The sequence below is a fragment of the Paenibacillus taichungensis genome, from assembly GCF_003287275.1.
GTDB classification, from domain to species: Bacteria; Bacillota; Bacilli; order Paenibacillales; family Paenibacillaceae; genus Paenibacillus; species Paenibacillus taichungensis_A.
Genome location: NZ_QEVW01000001.1, coordinates 87,805 through 102,491, shown reverse-complemented (window position 1 = coordinate 102,491; position 14,687 = coordinate 87,805). Strand labels below are relative to the sequence as shown.

Genomic DNA, 14,687 nt, shown 5'->3' with positions numbered 1-14,687 from the left:
ATTCCCTTGATGCCTCGGTCAATTTATCTTCCTCATCAAAAACATTCAGTACTCTCTCAATGTCATGCACTTCATAGCTTCTAACAACAATTAGTTGCTGCATATGAAGACCTGGTGGGTCAATGTCCGGTCGAGACAAGTTATTTAGCAAACGTTCTGGTGTATATAAGATGCTCCATCGTCTAGAACCATCTGTGAAGACCATTGTGATCTCTATCCAATTCCATTCTTCCGGATGATCCTACCTAACCTCATCATCAAAACGCCAGCTTACCAGCCTTGGTCTTAAATTCATTTCTTTTACGATGATGTTATTACCTCTCTTCTGCCTAACTTCTTAAATACCGAGTATTCCTGATCTGACTTCATATAACTTAATATCTTTTCCGCACATGCAGCTGAACTAAGCTCTTCCGTGTCCACTTCCAGATCATATTCATCATAGGCGTATATGTAGTCGAACTGGGAATGGGCAAGTCCAATCGCGCGATCTCCCCTGCTCTGCTCTCTTCTGGCAAGTTCTTCTTTCGAGCAGTGCACGCCTACAAACAATATCGGATATTCTGAAAGCAAATCATAAAATCCGTTAAACCACTTGTCATTGCTGATAACCGTATCCACGATGACATTCAAACCCAATTCCGAAAACAGTTTAATGGTTGCACAGTACAACGAATTGATGGGGTCGAACAGGATATCTGTCATCACATGGGGTTCCACTTCTCTTGTCGGCTTCATATCTGGATATGTAGTGTCTATGAATTGATCATAATTATGCAGAAATTGATCTACAGACAGATGCTGAAACGGAACCTCTCCCTGATTTTTCAATTCCATTGCGATGCTCGTCTTTCCCGCACTTGACGTACCATTTAAAAATATAATGAGTCCTCGTTCCATATCAATCACCCTTATCTATGAAATAGGCAGTACCTTTCAGAGCAAGCAATTATGTCACTAAGTCGGAGCCGGTTTCTACTTGTTGTATGTTTTGAAGTTTTTGACTTCCTGAGAATTGGGCAATCATACTCAAGCTCCTTTCTTCCTAGCTATTAATCAATCTTTCTCACTTTCTTTATTGTTTTTTCAGGATTTCAAGAGTTTCATATAACGTTATTGTATCTATGAACCCGACAGGCCTAACAGAGTGCGAACTTAGCCTTCATTGCTTAACTCATCTTGCGAACCAAGAGCGTTAGCCCGCAGCATGAATACTCTGTTATCACAAGTTGTTGCCTTCTTCGGATTGCTTAATAGTAGGTTGTAAATATATCATGATTTCTTCTGCATTTATAATTACTTGATTTCCTACTGAGGCTACTCCCCTTCCCACTACAAATCCACGCTTGTTTTTAATGATCTCATAGTATAAATCTATCCGATCTCCCGAAAATGCTTGACCAATCACTTCAATTCCTTTAAGTGAAGAAAGAAATCCTACACCATTCTCTTCTGAAATGACTGCAAAAGCACCTAACTGAGCCAAAGCCTCTATTATCAATGTACTAGGAATAACAGCATTACGTTCATTCATATACCACTCATTACTTGAAACATTTTTATATCCCTTAGCCCATTTGTTTTTTTTGACTTCCAGTACTTTATCAATGAACAAAAATGGATACCTATGTGGCAGAATATCTTGAATATTAATCATTTAAGAGACTCCTTTTTTATAAATTGTAATAATTTCCGATAACGTGCCTGTATTCACAACGTCCGACGTAGTCAGATGGAGTCCGGCAGCTCCTGCTACTTCGATATCCACCTTCCGGGCCGAGGACCGCTAAGGTGAAGCGTGAATATATTGTTATCTGATGACCCAACTTCTTGAATAGCTAAGCTAACCTATACCTTTTCGAGTTTTAATTTTTTTATTCGTAATTGTTTTTATTACTTTCGTCAAATTCTTTGTTTCTTAACTTCACTTCATTTATGTAGTTTTGAATAAAATTTGTTTTACTAATCAAATAAACAATGCCACTCAGAATACATATAGCCCCGATCCAATAATTGAGCTCAAAGTTCACATAATAATTATCTGGAGTATAAGACCCGGCTGCAGCGACCTGATATGCTGCAAAACCCAGCTTTGGAATCACTTCTTCAATTATCTTTGAGATAGTAATAATACAAATTCCCAAAATAATAAATAAGAAAGAAAAGATGACTGGCAGTTGTTTCATGTTAATCAACCTCCTTCTGTTTTTTCACTCTTGGGGATTTCAGATAACGTCTTTTCTACGAATTCGCTTAATGTTCCCATGTATATTATTAGACGAAGAGAGCGCTAATCCTCCATCTCCGACAGGTTGTCTTCAGGCTTGAGTGGCCGAGGAGCTCCTGAATCTTCCTATTTTGGTACGCAAAAAGGCAGCTTCTGCTTTACACATCGCTGCCTATTTGCTTATTAACTTATTTTTCAAACAGACCTATCCATCGTTATGATGTTCAACCTTTTATACCGCTAAATGTAATGCCGCTGATAAACGTCTTTTGAAGAAAAAAGAACAAAACAATAATAGGTAATGTCATCAAGGTGGATACGGCCATTAATAGACCCCATTCGGATCCCTTTTGACTCTGAAATTGCTGCAATCCGAGTGAAACCGTGTAAGATGGTTCATTGGTTAAATAGAGCAAGGGGCCCATGAAATCAGTCCAGCTCCCCATAAATTGAAACAATGCCACGGCTAAAACGGCGGATTTGGCTAGTGGAAACATGATCTGTAAATATATGCGAAATTCACTAGCGCCGTCTAAGCGGGCCGCTTCGCGCAGGGCATCAGGCAATCCCATGAAAAACTGTCGCAATAGAAAAATGTAAATGGGCACTCCAAAAAACTGGGGTACAATCAGTGGAAGAGATGTTCCTACCCAACCCAATTTAGTAAACAACAGGAATAGAGGAATCATCGTCACCTGTCCGGGGATCATCATAACAGCGAGGGTAACAAAGAAAAGTATACCTCTCCCACGGTACTCTAACTTGGCAAAACTATAGGCAACCAAGGGACAGGATATGATCACACCAAGGGTACTAACGATTGTTATAATCGCCGTGTTTTTCAGATATGTCCAGAAGGGGATATACTCAACGGCACGGGAATAATTACTCCACAGAATTGGATGCGGAATCCACTCTGGGGGAAATGTAAAGATTTGTGTGAGTGGTTTAAGAGAAGTCGAAAGCAGCCAAATGAACGGAATAATGAAAAATGCAGAAGCAACAATTAGACATAAATAGGCTAACGCACGATTGATTCTTTTGATAGCGGTAGGATTCATCCCTTACTTCCTCCTCCTTATTTCCCTTGATAATGAACCCAGCGTTTAGACGTAATAAAAATAATTCCGGTTAATGCCATAACGATAATAAATAAGATCCAGGCCATTGCGGAGGCATAACCCATTTTAAAATACCTGAATCCGTTCTCATATAAATACATGACGTAAAAAGTCATGGAATTTGCAGGAGTTCCTTGCCCTTTGGTCAATGTATAGGGAAGAGTAAACTGTTGAAATGCACCGATCATTCCCATGACAAGGTTGTAGAAAATAACGGGAGTGAGCAAAGGCAGGGTTACCTTTCTCGTTTTCTGAAACCAGTTAGCTCCATCGATTTGTGCTGCTTCATAGTACTCATCAGGGATGTCTCCTAATCCAGCAAGGTAGATGACAACAGCTTGCCCAATACCCCAAAGCGACATCAAGATGAGCGAAGGCTTGGACCATGACTCACCACCAAGCCAAGAAGGCCCATCGATACCGATATTCGCTAACATCCCGTTCACCAATCCGAAGTTTGGATGTAACAGCCACATCCACAGAACAGCCAATGCCACTTGTGGAACAAGTGTAGGCAAGAAAAAGATCGTTCTGAATATAGCCATCCCCTTGACCTTCATATTCAACATCATAGCGAGTGCCACACCGAAAAATATACTTAATGGAACAAAAAATACGGTGAAATAAAGCGTGTTGTATATGGATTTCCAAAACAGAGGATCATGGAAAAGATCTTTATAATTACTCATTCCGACAAATTCACCAGGCTGCAGAATGCTGTAAGTAGTGAAGCTGAAGTAGATGGACATTAGCATCGGAATTGCATAAAAGCATAGCAGCCCTATAGCCCAAGGTGAAGCAAACAGCCACCCAATCACGTTAGTTCTGTGGAGTGCTCGTTTCCTTGCCGATGGAATTGCGTTTACTTGAACTGAATCGGCCAGTTTCGCCATGTGCATTCTCCTTCCAATAGTCATTCATTAATAGGCAAGGAGAGAAAGGTTCGCTTCGCTCCCTGCCTACCGAGCACCCTATTTGTCGTATTTTTCTAAAGCCTTATTAATAGTCTCTGTTACTCTATCCAGGTTCTCTTTCGGAGTACCGTTTCCGCGGGTAGCCTTTTCCGTAGCAGAAGCTAACTCATTCCACAACAGCTGTCCTTCAGGAATAACGGGCCGATTGTGTGAATTGGGCAAAATTTCAATAAATTCCTTCATAATCGGATCGTCCTTGTAACCGTATTTGTCGTTAACCGAATCGATAACGGAAATTTGAGAGTCAGCGTTTAATAATGTTTGCCCCTCTTCTTTCCCTAAGAATTCGAGGAATTTCCAAGCAGCAGCAACGTTCTTGGCGCCTTTAGGGATAATAGCGGACCCGCCTCCCGACCATGTCGTAAAATTAGTACCTGTTGGGGTCGGTATTGGTGTAACACCGTAATTTAAATCCGGCTTAAATTTTTCGATACCCTTCACCGTGAAGTTTCCACTTATCTTCATGCTGACTTGACCGGAAATGAACGGATCCATTTCCTCCGTGCCAGCTGCGCTTGTGAATCCGGCAATATCCTCGACGTTGTATTTTTTGCCGAAGTCGGTCATCCATTGCAGCGCTTCAACGACTTTAGGATCATTGGCGGTAATTTTGCCGGTGGCAGCATCCTGGAATTCTCCTCCAAATGTCCATCCCCAAGTATACAACCAGCCTTGCGAATACCATGGGATGAACCCGATCCGTTTGAAACGTTTACCTTCCTTGATGGTTAACTTTTCGGCGGCCGTTTCAAGCTCGGCGATCGTTTGTGGTGGTTTGTTGGGATCCAGCCCTACTTCTGTGAAATGATCCTTATTGTAAAATAGCAGGCGAGAGTCCGTATCCATCGGCATTGCATAAAGCTTTCCTTGATAACTGGACTCCTCCCAAGCAAATGGATAATACATTTCCTTAAGAATTCCGGATTCTGCTGCCATCGAGGATAAGTCAGTCAGCGAACCTTGCGCAGCCCAAGTACCGACCTTAAACCGGTCAAAAAGTGCAACGTCAGGAGGATTGCCGCCTGCGACTGCAGTCAGCAGCTTCTGATCGGATCCCTCGCTGGATTCTGTATAAACCAATTTCATTTTGATGGTAGGATTTTTCTCTTCAAATGCCTTCACGACTTTATTCAAATTATCTAAATCAATGGAGGTAAGACCATGCCACATCGTAACCGTTGTATTCCCCTCTCCGGCCTGATCGCTTGAGTCCCCCTTCGTTGAGCAAGCGGTTACAAGTAGTGACATAGCCAGAAAGTAAACAAGAATTGGAAATGCGAATTTTTTGGATCTCCTCATTCAAAGTCCCCCTTAAGTTAAATTAATTAGTTTAACTTGAATTCCTATAAAATCCACTCCATGTTCTGATCAATCCACATTTTATGTAAGCGTTAACAAGATTGGTGATATGAACTATTAAAATCAGAAAATGATGAACGAAGTGAATTTTTTATAAGAATCCTGCTGGCTATACTAATTATACTAAGTATATTAATATGACATCATAAACCATGTCAATTGCAATATTACGACATACTTTACAAATACAGACCGCATCTAGATGGAGTTTTTCTTGCGATATCAGGTCATGAAGGTCCATGCTTCGAAGTTTATATTTCTGATATCAAAAAAAGTGCCGATAAGCCCCTGGGGACTTCTCGACACCTTGAACAATATCCTTGATTTTATTGAGCCGCGCTAATCGCTTGTATTAATCCTACCTGTTATTTTTCATGACCATACGATGTTCAATAATGTTCAGCTCTGGAACTGCTGTTCCATGCAGCTGAGAGATTAGCATATCCACTGCTAATTCACCCATCTGCTTCTCATCCTGCTTAATATGTGTGAAGATGGGTTGACCCAAGTGATCATTCAGGGAGTCGAAACAAACAATCTCGAATTCCTCCAGAGATTTCCCCATCGAGTGGATGACTTGAGCCAGCATGGTAGCTATTAGAAATTCCGACGCGACAAACGCCTTTACATCAGGGTTTTGTTTCAAAAAATGCATTACTGTTTCTTTATCACTTTCAATCGCTGTTCCGTTTATGTTCATGGGAAGGGTGCCCTTCAAGTTCGTCAATACATAATCTTTGTTCAAGTTCATTCCTTCTTGGGTGAAGGCAAACGTATATCCGAGCAGCCTTTCCTCCAATGTTGAAGTGTTCTCTTCCGGCGGAGATAAAAAGGCAATTTTTTTGTGACCTTTGCTAATCAGATGACGCGTAAGATCCATGGCTGCTTTCTTATTGTCTGTGTACACCGAACAAACGGGAATTCCTTTTAGATATCTATCGACCAAAACAATTGGAAACCGATCTAATACAAGTCGAAGCAGCTCCGAATTATAGTGTTGACCATGAATGGGGGTCACGATTAATCCTTTGATGCCCAAACCAATAAATAAGTCGATCGCGCGTTTTTCCTCATCCCGATCCCCGCAAGTTCGCTTGATAATAAGTTGATAATTATGCTCAGCACTCCGCTTTTCCATCGATCTAAGAAGTTGTAGGCCAAACTCGTCAGAAAAATTCGGTATAATAAAACCGATCAACCGTTTATCATCCTCAGGCACCAAGGTCGTTTTTACCTCTGAATAGTGCTTCGGTTCTTGTCCTCCAATTATACCATCGGACACATATGAACCTTTTCCTTGTATTCGTTTAATAACCCCGGAATCCGCCAATTTCTCCAAAGCCTTTTTAGATGTAATACGACTGACGCCAAATTTTTCAGCCAACTCTTTTTCAGAAGAGACTCGGTCTCCTTCTTTTAATCGACCTTCTTTAATCTCTTGTACAATAGAGACATATATCTGCTCGTATAAATGCAATTCCACAAAACCACCCTGACATCATAATATTAGTATACTAAGTATATTACACAAGAAGTAATTCGCAAAGTTACTCAGATTACCGGCGAACTTCTGTGGCATGGCGTTTTCCAAGTCTATTCTGTTAGAACTCGGCTTATAGTTAGCCCCCATGGTAGGGGCATGGAATCCCCCCCTTAGTCGACAGCCGATTCCCGTTTATCTTAGTGGATGCGATGGTATTGAAGGTCCGTGAAGAAAACTCTCGAACCCCAAACGAACAAAAAAAGCCGTCCCTCAAAATATATTCATACCTTGAGGGGCAGCTTATCGATACACTGCTGATTATTTAGATAGCTCTTCCTTCACCATAAGCTGACGGGCATATTCATTCAAATCGATAGACTCGCCCCCGTTCAGCCGCGACTTTTCAGCTGCGAATGCGATCAGGTGACTCCGGACGGAAGCTGCAGCCGATGTCAGGCTTTCCTGGCCGTTATAGTGACGCACCTCATTCAGAAAATTCCTCACAATGCCGCTGTCTCCCCCACCATGGCCGCTGGTTTGAGAAGGGATTGTGATTTCTGTTTTTTGGTGCGTCAAAAAGTTGTACACCGTAATTTGATCTTCCTCACCACGAAGTTCTCCTTTCGTCCCCATGATCTGGATTCTACGTTCCTGCTCAAATGTAAACCCGCACATACTGAACATGGCCGTAGCTCCACCTTCAAATTCCATATTCACGACCTGATGATCTACCACATTATTTTCACTCCGGTATACACACCGACCGTAATCGGTATCACGCAAGCCCTGTATGATATTCGGCTTCGTCAGCTCCTGTGTAAAATGTCCTGCCCAACCCCTGAACTGTTCACTCAAATAAAATCTTGGTGCAGAGTACGCGCAGGTTGGTTCTACAGCACAATCCAAGCATCGATCAGCGGAACCTTCCGGTGCATTGCCTTCATGAAAATGTTTAAGAGATCCGAACGAACTGACCTTGAGGCAAGGCTGATCCATGAGCCAGGATAATACGTCCATATCATGGCAAGACTTGGACAGGATCATCGGGCTGGATGTGTTGGAATTGTTCCAATTTCCCCGCACAAAGCTGTGGGCAATATGCCAGTAACCCACATTCTCATTCAGCTGAATGGAGACAATTTCTCCGATACGCCCTTCTTGTATCACCTTCTTGATTGTATTCCAGAACGGTGTGTACCGCAGCACATGGCAGATCGTCAGCAGCCGGTCATTATCTCTGGCCGCTTGTTCCATCTCAAGACATTCCTTTGGATCAGGTGACATCGGCTTCTCCAGCATGACATGATACTTCTTATCTAAAGCCTGCATGGTTGGGCCATAATGCATTCTGTCCTGTGTACAAATAACCGCAATATCAGCCAGCTTAGGTTCAGCCAACAGGGGCTCCCACGACGCATAACAGTGTTCCGGCGGAATCCCGTGCTTCTCAGCAAATCTTGCTCTCCTCACTGGATCAGCTTCGGCAACCGCAATGAAGGTAAGCTCATGCGGATAATCAAGTGCATAGGGTGCATAACCACCCGCTCCCCTCGCACCTGCTCCAATCAGGACTGCTTTCATTTGACTCATATTTGTTCACTCCTTTATGATCTGAAATCTACAGATGACCTTCTAATCGGCTTGGGTATAACGGTCTGCTGCTGATTGATAGATGGCTACATATCGTTCTACACCCATCTTTTGGAGAGCTGCCACATACTGATCCCAATTGTCAAAGGATTCATTTCCAGTAATGAATTTGTCACGCATTTCATCTACATACGTTTCAATATCCGTCTGGAAAGTGGTCAGATCCCGCTGCTCTTCCTGCGTGAAATTAAATGGAGGCCAAATTTGATCTTGTGGTAAGATGTGAGACTCTGCTTTTTTGGCATTTTCAACCGAAGTTGGCAGACCTTCAGCACCCTTGAAGTATTTCTGCTTCACAAAACCAGGGTAGTATCCACCCGGCCAGATCAGGTATTGACCTACTGCCTGGTCCAGATTAAGGCCATCCGGGTTGTTTTTGATATTGTCGACATAGTCTACGTTACCGTCTGCGTCTTCTTTATACGTCTCATCTTTCCAGCCCATGAAGAATGTCTTGATGCCCTCATCGCTGTAGAAATAATCCATCCAGCGAATCATGGCCTCTGGATTTTGGGCTTTATCTGTCAGTACAAACATCCCGATATTACCGAGTGGAGAACCATAGGCGTTGTATGTCTGATCGCCATGAGGACCCTTCAGTACGGGCATGCCAACATAACCTTGCTGATTGTATATCGCAACCGGATCGACATTATCCACGACTCCGATCAGGCCTTCCATACCTTTGGCATCCACTTCGGTACTCTTAACAGATACAATATCCTGCTCGAGCAATCCGTCCTTGTAGAGCTTATTCACGAACTGCAGCAGCTCCCTGTATTGGGGATCGGTTGGAATAAAGCGTACTTTATCCGTCTGAGGGTCTGTATCAATGTTAATGTTGGAGGTGCCATGATTATTCAACCCAAATGAACCTCGCAGGTAGTTCACCACACCATTCGTTCCCACACCGCCCCAGGCAATCTCGTCCTTTTGCCCGTTGCCGTTCGGGTCCTTTTCTTTAAAAGCTTTCAACATAGTATAGAAGTCATCTAACGTCTGCGGTTCCTGCAAACCTAATTTATCAAGCCACTCTTGCTTCACCCAGGGTGTTCCGTACAGAACCGACTTGAATTCCGGATCATACAAGGTTGGCAGCCCATATATGTTGCCATCCGGCATCGTAATCCCTTTGCCAATAACCGGATACTTCTTCATTAGAGCCTTAAAGTTAGGCGCATATTGGTCGATCAGATCATTTAGAGGAATGAATGCGCCCTGCTTGCCGTATTTCAGCAGATCCGATCTGGAAAACGCCGAGGCGTAGAACAGCTCCGGGTAAGCGCCGCCTGCCAGCAGGAGATTGCGTTTTTCCTTCAAATTATCCTTCTGCACCGTATCCCACTGGATATGAACATTGGACATCTTCTCATACTCTTTCCAGAGTCTAAGATTATTCCAGTCCGCATTGGCAAAAAACTTTCCGGCAAATCCGCTCACTGTAATGGTGTCATTGACGATCGGAAATCCGCTCGCATTGACTTTGCCATTGGCAGCGCCTTTATCCTTGCTACTTCCCGAATCAGCATCCTTGGAATTGCACCCGGCCAGCATCGAAACAGACATCATACAAACCAGAGCGATACTTCCCCACTTTTTGAGCGTCATTCTTATTCCTCCCTTTGTCCCATCGTTATCCATACAAGGAATCATCCCTTAATGGCACCAATCATTACGCCTTTAACAAAATATCTTTGCAGGAAAGGATAAAGCAGGAGCACCGGGATATTGGCAACGACGAGTACAGCATATTTGATCCCTTCCACTTCCCTTTGCTGTTTAATCGCAGACTCGGTTGACATTTTGACCATATCGTTCGTCTGCCCTTGAATCAGAATTTCCCGCAAAATGAGTTGAAGTGGAAACTTGTCCTTGTCTGACAGATACAACATTGCGTTAAAGAAGGCGTTCCAGTGCCCAACAGCATAGAACAGAATCGTCACCGCGATAATGGGCATGGATAATGGCAGGATAATCCGGGTTAACGTTTGAATATTGGAGCAGCCATCAATCGTGGCCGCCTCATGCAACTCATTTGGAATCGATTGCTGGAAGAATGTCCGCATAATAATGATGTTCCAGATCGAAACGGCATTCGGAATGATCATGACCCAAAATGTGTTTAACATGCCAAGGTTTTTGATTAGCATATAGGTTGGAATTAGTCCGCCACTGAAGAACATCGTGAAAACAAACAGGGCCATGATGGCATTGCGGCCTATAAAATCCTTTCGAGATAGCGGATATGCCGCCAGAATCGTCATAACGAGATTAATCAGCGTCCCCACTGATGTATAGATCAGTGTATTGGTATAACCTCTGAGGATATCTTTGTTCTGAAAAATCTTCTCGTAAGAATGGAGATTGATCCCCTTGGGCCATAGGAACATTTCACCACGCAGGACAGCCTGCGGATCACTGAACGAAGCACTTAACACAAAAACAAGCGGGTAGATTACGATAAGCGTAATTATAATTAACAAAAAATGGTTAACTATATTAAAAATACGATCTCCTCTAGATTCAACAAGCATGCATCAGCAACTCCCTTACCATAGGCTCGTTTCACTCATACGTTTTGAGATCTGGTTAACAGTGACCAGTAAGATGAAATTGATGATGGAGTTAAACAGACCAATTGCCGCCGAGAAGCTGTATTCAGCATCTTGTATCCCGCTCCGGTAGACGTAGGTAGAGATAATGTCCGAGGTTTCTAAATTCAGTGTGTTCTGCATCAGCAGGACCTTCTCGAAACCAATACCCATGATGCTTCCGATATTTAAAATGAACAAAATGATAATTGTCGGCATAATACTCGGTATATTAATATGCCATATCCGCTGCAACCGGGTTGCCCCATCCACACGCGCTGCTTCATGAAGTTGAGAGTCCACGCCGGCTAGTGCCGCCAAATAAATAATTGAGCTCCAGCCCATGGTCTGCCATACATCCGACATCACAAACAAGGTCTTGAACCAGGATGGTTCAGACAAGAAATTAATGGGATTGCCACCAAACATACCAATGAAGTGATTAATGATTCCGTATCGCGGCGATAAAAACATCATCATCATGCCTACGACCACGACAGTTGATAGAAAGTGCGGTGCATAGGTTATGGTCTGAACAAATTTTTTAAACTTTTCCGCCCTTACCTCATTCATCAGAAGCGCCAAAATGATAGGTACTGGAAAACCTACCGCCAGGCTGTACAACCCAAGTCCAAGCGTATTTTTAATTAATCTCCAGAAGTAATAACTGTGAAAAAAACGTTCAAAATGTTCAACACCGATCCAGGGACTTCCCCAGATTCCCTTCGTTGCAATGAAATCCTTAAATGCGATTTGAATGCCATACATCGGCAAGTACTGAAAGACAATGTAATAAGCAACAACTGGCGAGATTAACAAATAAAGCTGCCAATTTCGTAAAATGGGGTTCCACTTTTGACGTCTTCTTCTCTTCTTTTCATGTACTGCATTCATTGCAGGTTGTACAGTTGTATTGGCCATGAACATCCCCCCTGGAGTTGTCACTACAATTCTGCCTGGCAAAGTGTCTTTGTGTTAAATCACCAGCGTCCTAACGCTGCTAGAAGCAGTTCCCACCTTTCTTTCATGATTTCTAAGATTTGATTTAAAGTACTTATATGTTAGAAGTTGTTACACAAAGTGAGTGAAGACCGTTAACAGATGACTTCATTATCTAATGCAAGGAGGTTTTTTGGATATATATTTGGATATTTATTTGGTTTAATTTTGGTAACAGTTTGGAATATATTATATGTAAATTGGTAGGTATTAGTTTGGATAATAGGTTATAAGAGTTTTAGAGGATTCTTGTGTATTTTATATAAACATTGATTTAAAGGGGATGAAAGCGCAATCATTAATTTGGTTTAAGATATGATCTTAGCTGCTGGCTAAATCCAAAAATATAGAAAATAAATCCAAACGCTTAATTTCATACATCATAATATAGCCCACAGACGGTTGTCAAACATTTTTTGGCTTAATTTGGATTTCATTTGGCTAAAAACAAGAAAAACCCACGCGGATGCATCCTCGCAGGATTTATATTAAAGTTATCGGGTTTTATATGTAATATAATATCACACAACTAACTAGTCATTTGTACGATCATAAACAGATGATTCCCGTACAATAAGGGTGCTAGGCAACAACACTTTATGCAGAGATGAATAACGTCCTTCCAGATAATCGTTAATTAATTGTGCCGCCACTTTGCCGATCTCATATTTGGGAACTTGCACGGATGTCAGAGGTGGTGTCGTATACTGCGCCATAGAAATATTATCCATGCCCACGAATGCGATATCTTGAGGAATACGGCCATTTTGTTCAACCACTGCCCGCATGGCAGGAATAGCGAGCATATCACTTGCACAAAAAATTGCCGTCGGCCAATCAGACTTGGGCGTCTTGGTCAGGAGATCCGTCATTCTGCTGTAGCTGAGATTCACATTCCAGTTGGTGTTGATAATCCAATGTTCATTCAGATTCAGGTTTGCTTCCAGCATGGCAAATTTATAACCGACATACCTTTCTTCGCTCTCTATTTGTTCCGAATATGCGGGGCCACCGATAAACCCAATCCGGGTATGGCCCTGCTCGATCAAATGACGGACTGCTGTGCGGGCAGAAAATATTCGGTCACAGTCAACGACCGGTACATTAAGCCTTTCGTCATTGAGACTTACACCCAGTACAGTGATATTCTCTTGCTCAAGCATCTCAAACAATTTTTCATCGTACCAGCTGATTGCGACTATACCTTGAGTACCCGTTTCCTGAAGCATCATCTTTATCCGTTCGGTGTCACCAAGTTCTTCGCAAGTGCGGACAATTGCTGGAGGCAGCCCCAGTTCCGTCATTTTAACGTGAAAACCAGTCAGTACCTGTGCAAAGTACGGATGATCATCCATCAAAATCTGTGGCACGATACAAGCTATCCGTTTGGCTGAGGTAATCTCTTTGCCAATGGATTTGGTGGATTCATCCAAATTGTATCCCAACTCAAGAGCAGCTTCTCTAATTTTTCGCTTTGTCCCTTCATTGACCGGTCGATTGGTATCATTGCTGATCGCACGCGAAACCGTTGATATGGATACGCCTACACGTTCTGCGATATCTTTTAATTTTGGCATTACAGCACCTCCCCTTGCTCTCTTCATTTGGAGCCAAAATTTATGTTTAGCAATGATCATATCATAATATTGTAATATTTTGGCGTCAATTAAACAAGCCCAGAGCGCTTATGAGGAGCGTCGGAAGGCTTCAGTCTCTCCTGTTAAATGGTCATAGACCACGATGTTCGGGCTGGAGAACCGCTCAGAGGAACTGTCGCCCTTGGTTTGACAATCTGTCCGATAAAAAAGCCCCCGGTTTCCCGGAGGCTCATCGAATCCTAGTTATTTTACCGCGATCACTTCAATCTCCACAAGTCCGCCCTTCGGCAGCTTCGCAACCTCAACGGCACTACGTGCCGGATAAGGCTCCGCAAAGAAAGTAGCATAGACTTCATTAACCGTTTGGAAATCGTTCATGTCTTTTAGAAATACCGTTGTTTTCACTACATGCTCCATGGCATAATCTGCCGCTTCCAAAATTGCCTTCACATTAGTTAGCGATTGCTTGGCTTGCTCCGATACAGAATCTGGAAACTCTCCTGCTGCATTCATTCCAAGCTGCCCGGAAGTAATCATCATATTCCCAAATTGTACAGCCTGTGAGTAAGGACCGATAGCACCTGGAGCGTTTGAAGTTGCAATTGTTTTTCTCTCTTGTTTTGTCATAGAAATTCTCTCCCTTTATCCACGCATTAATATGCTTTTTTTCTGTTTTCACAAGCGA

Annotated in this window: 13 protein-coding genes and 1 pseudogene; 1 reads left to right on the top strand and 13 read right to left on the bottom strand. The window is 42.7% G+C overall.

The window, feature by feature from the left end; all coding sequences use genetic code 11:
- Window positions 1-300: 300 nt before the first annotated feature.
- From DC345_RS00490 to DC345_RS00460, 7 genes are all read right to left on the bottom strand, one after another.
- Entirely contained in the window at window positions 301-900 is a 600-nt protein-coding gene (locus DC345_RS00490) for a chloramphenicol phosphotransferase CPT family protein (protein ID WP_113051441.1), read from the bottom strand.
- Between the two features lie 322 nt (window positions 901-1,222).
- Window positions 1,223-1,657, bottom strand: coding sequence for a 3-hydroxyacyl-ACP dehydratase FabZ family protein (locus DC345_RS00485; RefSeq protein ID WP_113051440.1), 435 nt, complete (start codon window positions 1,655-1,657; stop codon window positions 1,223-1,225).
- Between the two features lie 217 nt (window positions 1,658-1,874).
- Window positions 1,875-2,186 carry a hypothetical protein gene (locus tag DC345_RS00480; protein ID WP_113051439.1) on the bottom strand — a complete coding sequence of 104 codons (312 nt, stop codon included), beginning with the start codon at window positions 2,184-2,186 and terminating at the stop codon, window positions 1,875-1,877.
- 265 nt (window positions 2,187-2,451) lie between these two features.
- Window positions 2,452-3,288, bottom strand: coding sequence for a carbohydrate ABC transporter permease (locus DC345_RS00475; protein WP_063564008.1), 837 nt, complete (start codon window positions 3,286-3,288; stop codon window positions 2,452-2,454).
- Window positions 3,289-3,305: 17 nt separating this feature from the next.
- Window positions 3,306-4,241, bottom strand: coding sequence for a carbohydrate ABC transporter permease (locus tag DC345_RS00470; protein ID WP_072734217.1), 936 nt, complete (start codon window positions 4,239-4,241; stop codon window positions 3,306-3,308).
- 78 nt (window positions 4,242-4,319) lie between these two features.
- Entirely contained in the window at window positions 4,320-5,492 is a 1,173-nt protein-coding gene (locus DC345_RS00465) for an ABC transporter substrate-binding protein (protein ID WP_258530413.1), read from the bottom strand.
- 547 nt (window positions 5,493-6,039) lie between these two features.
- Window positions 6,040-7,164, bottom strand: a complete 1,125-nt coding sequence (locus DC345_RS00460) for a GntR family transcriptional regulator (RefSeq protein WP_113051437.1) — start codon at window positions 7,162-7,164, stop codon at window positions 6,040-6,042.
- 57 nt (window positions 7,165-7,221) lie between these two features.
- Here DC345_RS00460 and DC345_RS32510 point away from each other — a divergent pair.
- A pseudogene (locus DC345_RS32510) lies at window positions 7,222-7,397 on the top strand (transposase); the annotation flags it as partial.
- 85 nt (window positions 7,398-7,482) lie between these two features.
- Here DC345_RS32510 and DC345_RS00455 read toward each other — a convergent pair.
- The 6 genes from DC345_RS00455 to DC345_RS00430 form a co-directional block, all read right to left on the bottom strand.
- Window positions 7,483-8,754 (bottom strand): Gfo/Idh/MocA family protein, encoded by a 1,272-nt coding sequence (locus DC345_RS00455; RefSeq protein WP_113051436.1) that lies wholly within the window; start codon window positions 8,752-8,754, stop codon window positions 7,483-7,485.
- Window positions 8,755-8,796: 42 nt separating this feature from the next.
- Entirely contained in the window at window positions 8,797-10,422 is a 1,626-nt protein-coding gene (locus DC345_RS00450) for a type 2 periplasmic-binding domain-containing protein (protein WP_113051435.1), read from the bottom strand.
- 41 nt (window positions 10,423-10,463) lie between these two features.
- The gene (locus DC345_RS00445) at window positions 10,464-11,348 is read right to left on the bottom strand and encodes a carbohydrate ABC transporter permease (RefSeq protein WP_113051434.1); all 885 of its coding nucleotides are present in this window, start codon (window positions 11,346-11,348) and stop codon (window positions 10,464-10,466) included.
- 15 nt (window positions 11,349-11,363) lie between these two features.
- Window positions 11,364-12,326: an ABC transporter permease gene (locus DC345_RS00440; protein ID WP_113051433.1), complete on the bottom strand. Its 963-nt coding sequence runs from the start codon at window positions 12,324-12,326 to the stop codon at window positions 11,364-11,366.
- Window positions 12,327-12,937: 611 nt separating this feature from the next.
- On the bottom strand, window positions 12,938-13,981 hold the full coding sequence (locus DC345_RS00435) for a LacI family DNA-binding transcriptional regulator (RefSeq protein WP_113051432.1): 1,044 nt from the start codon (window positions 13,979-13,981) through the stop codon (window positions 12,938-12,940).
- A gap of 264 nt (window positions 13,982-14,245) precedes the next feature.
- Window positions 14,246-14,629 carry a RidA family protein gene (locus tag DC345_RS00430; protein WP_113051431.1) on the bottom strand — a complete coding sequence of 128 codons (384 nt, stop codon included), beginning with the start codon at window positions 14,627-14,629 and terminating at the stop codon, window positions 14,246-14,248.
- Between the last annotated feature and the right edge of the window lie 58 nt (window positions 14,630-14,687).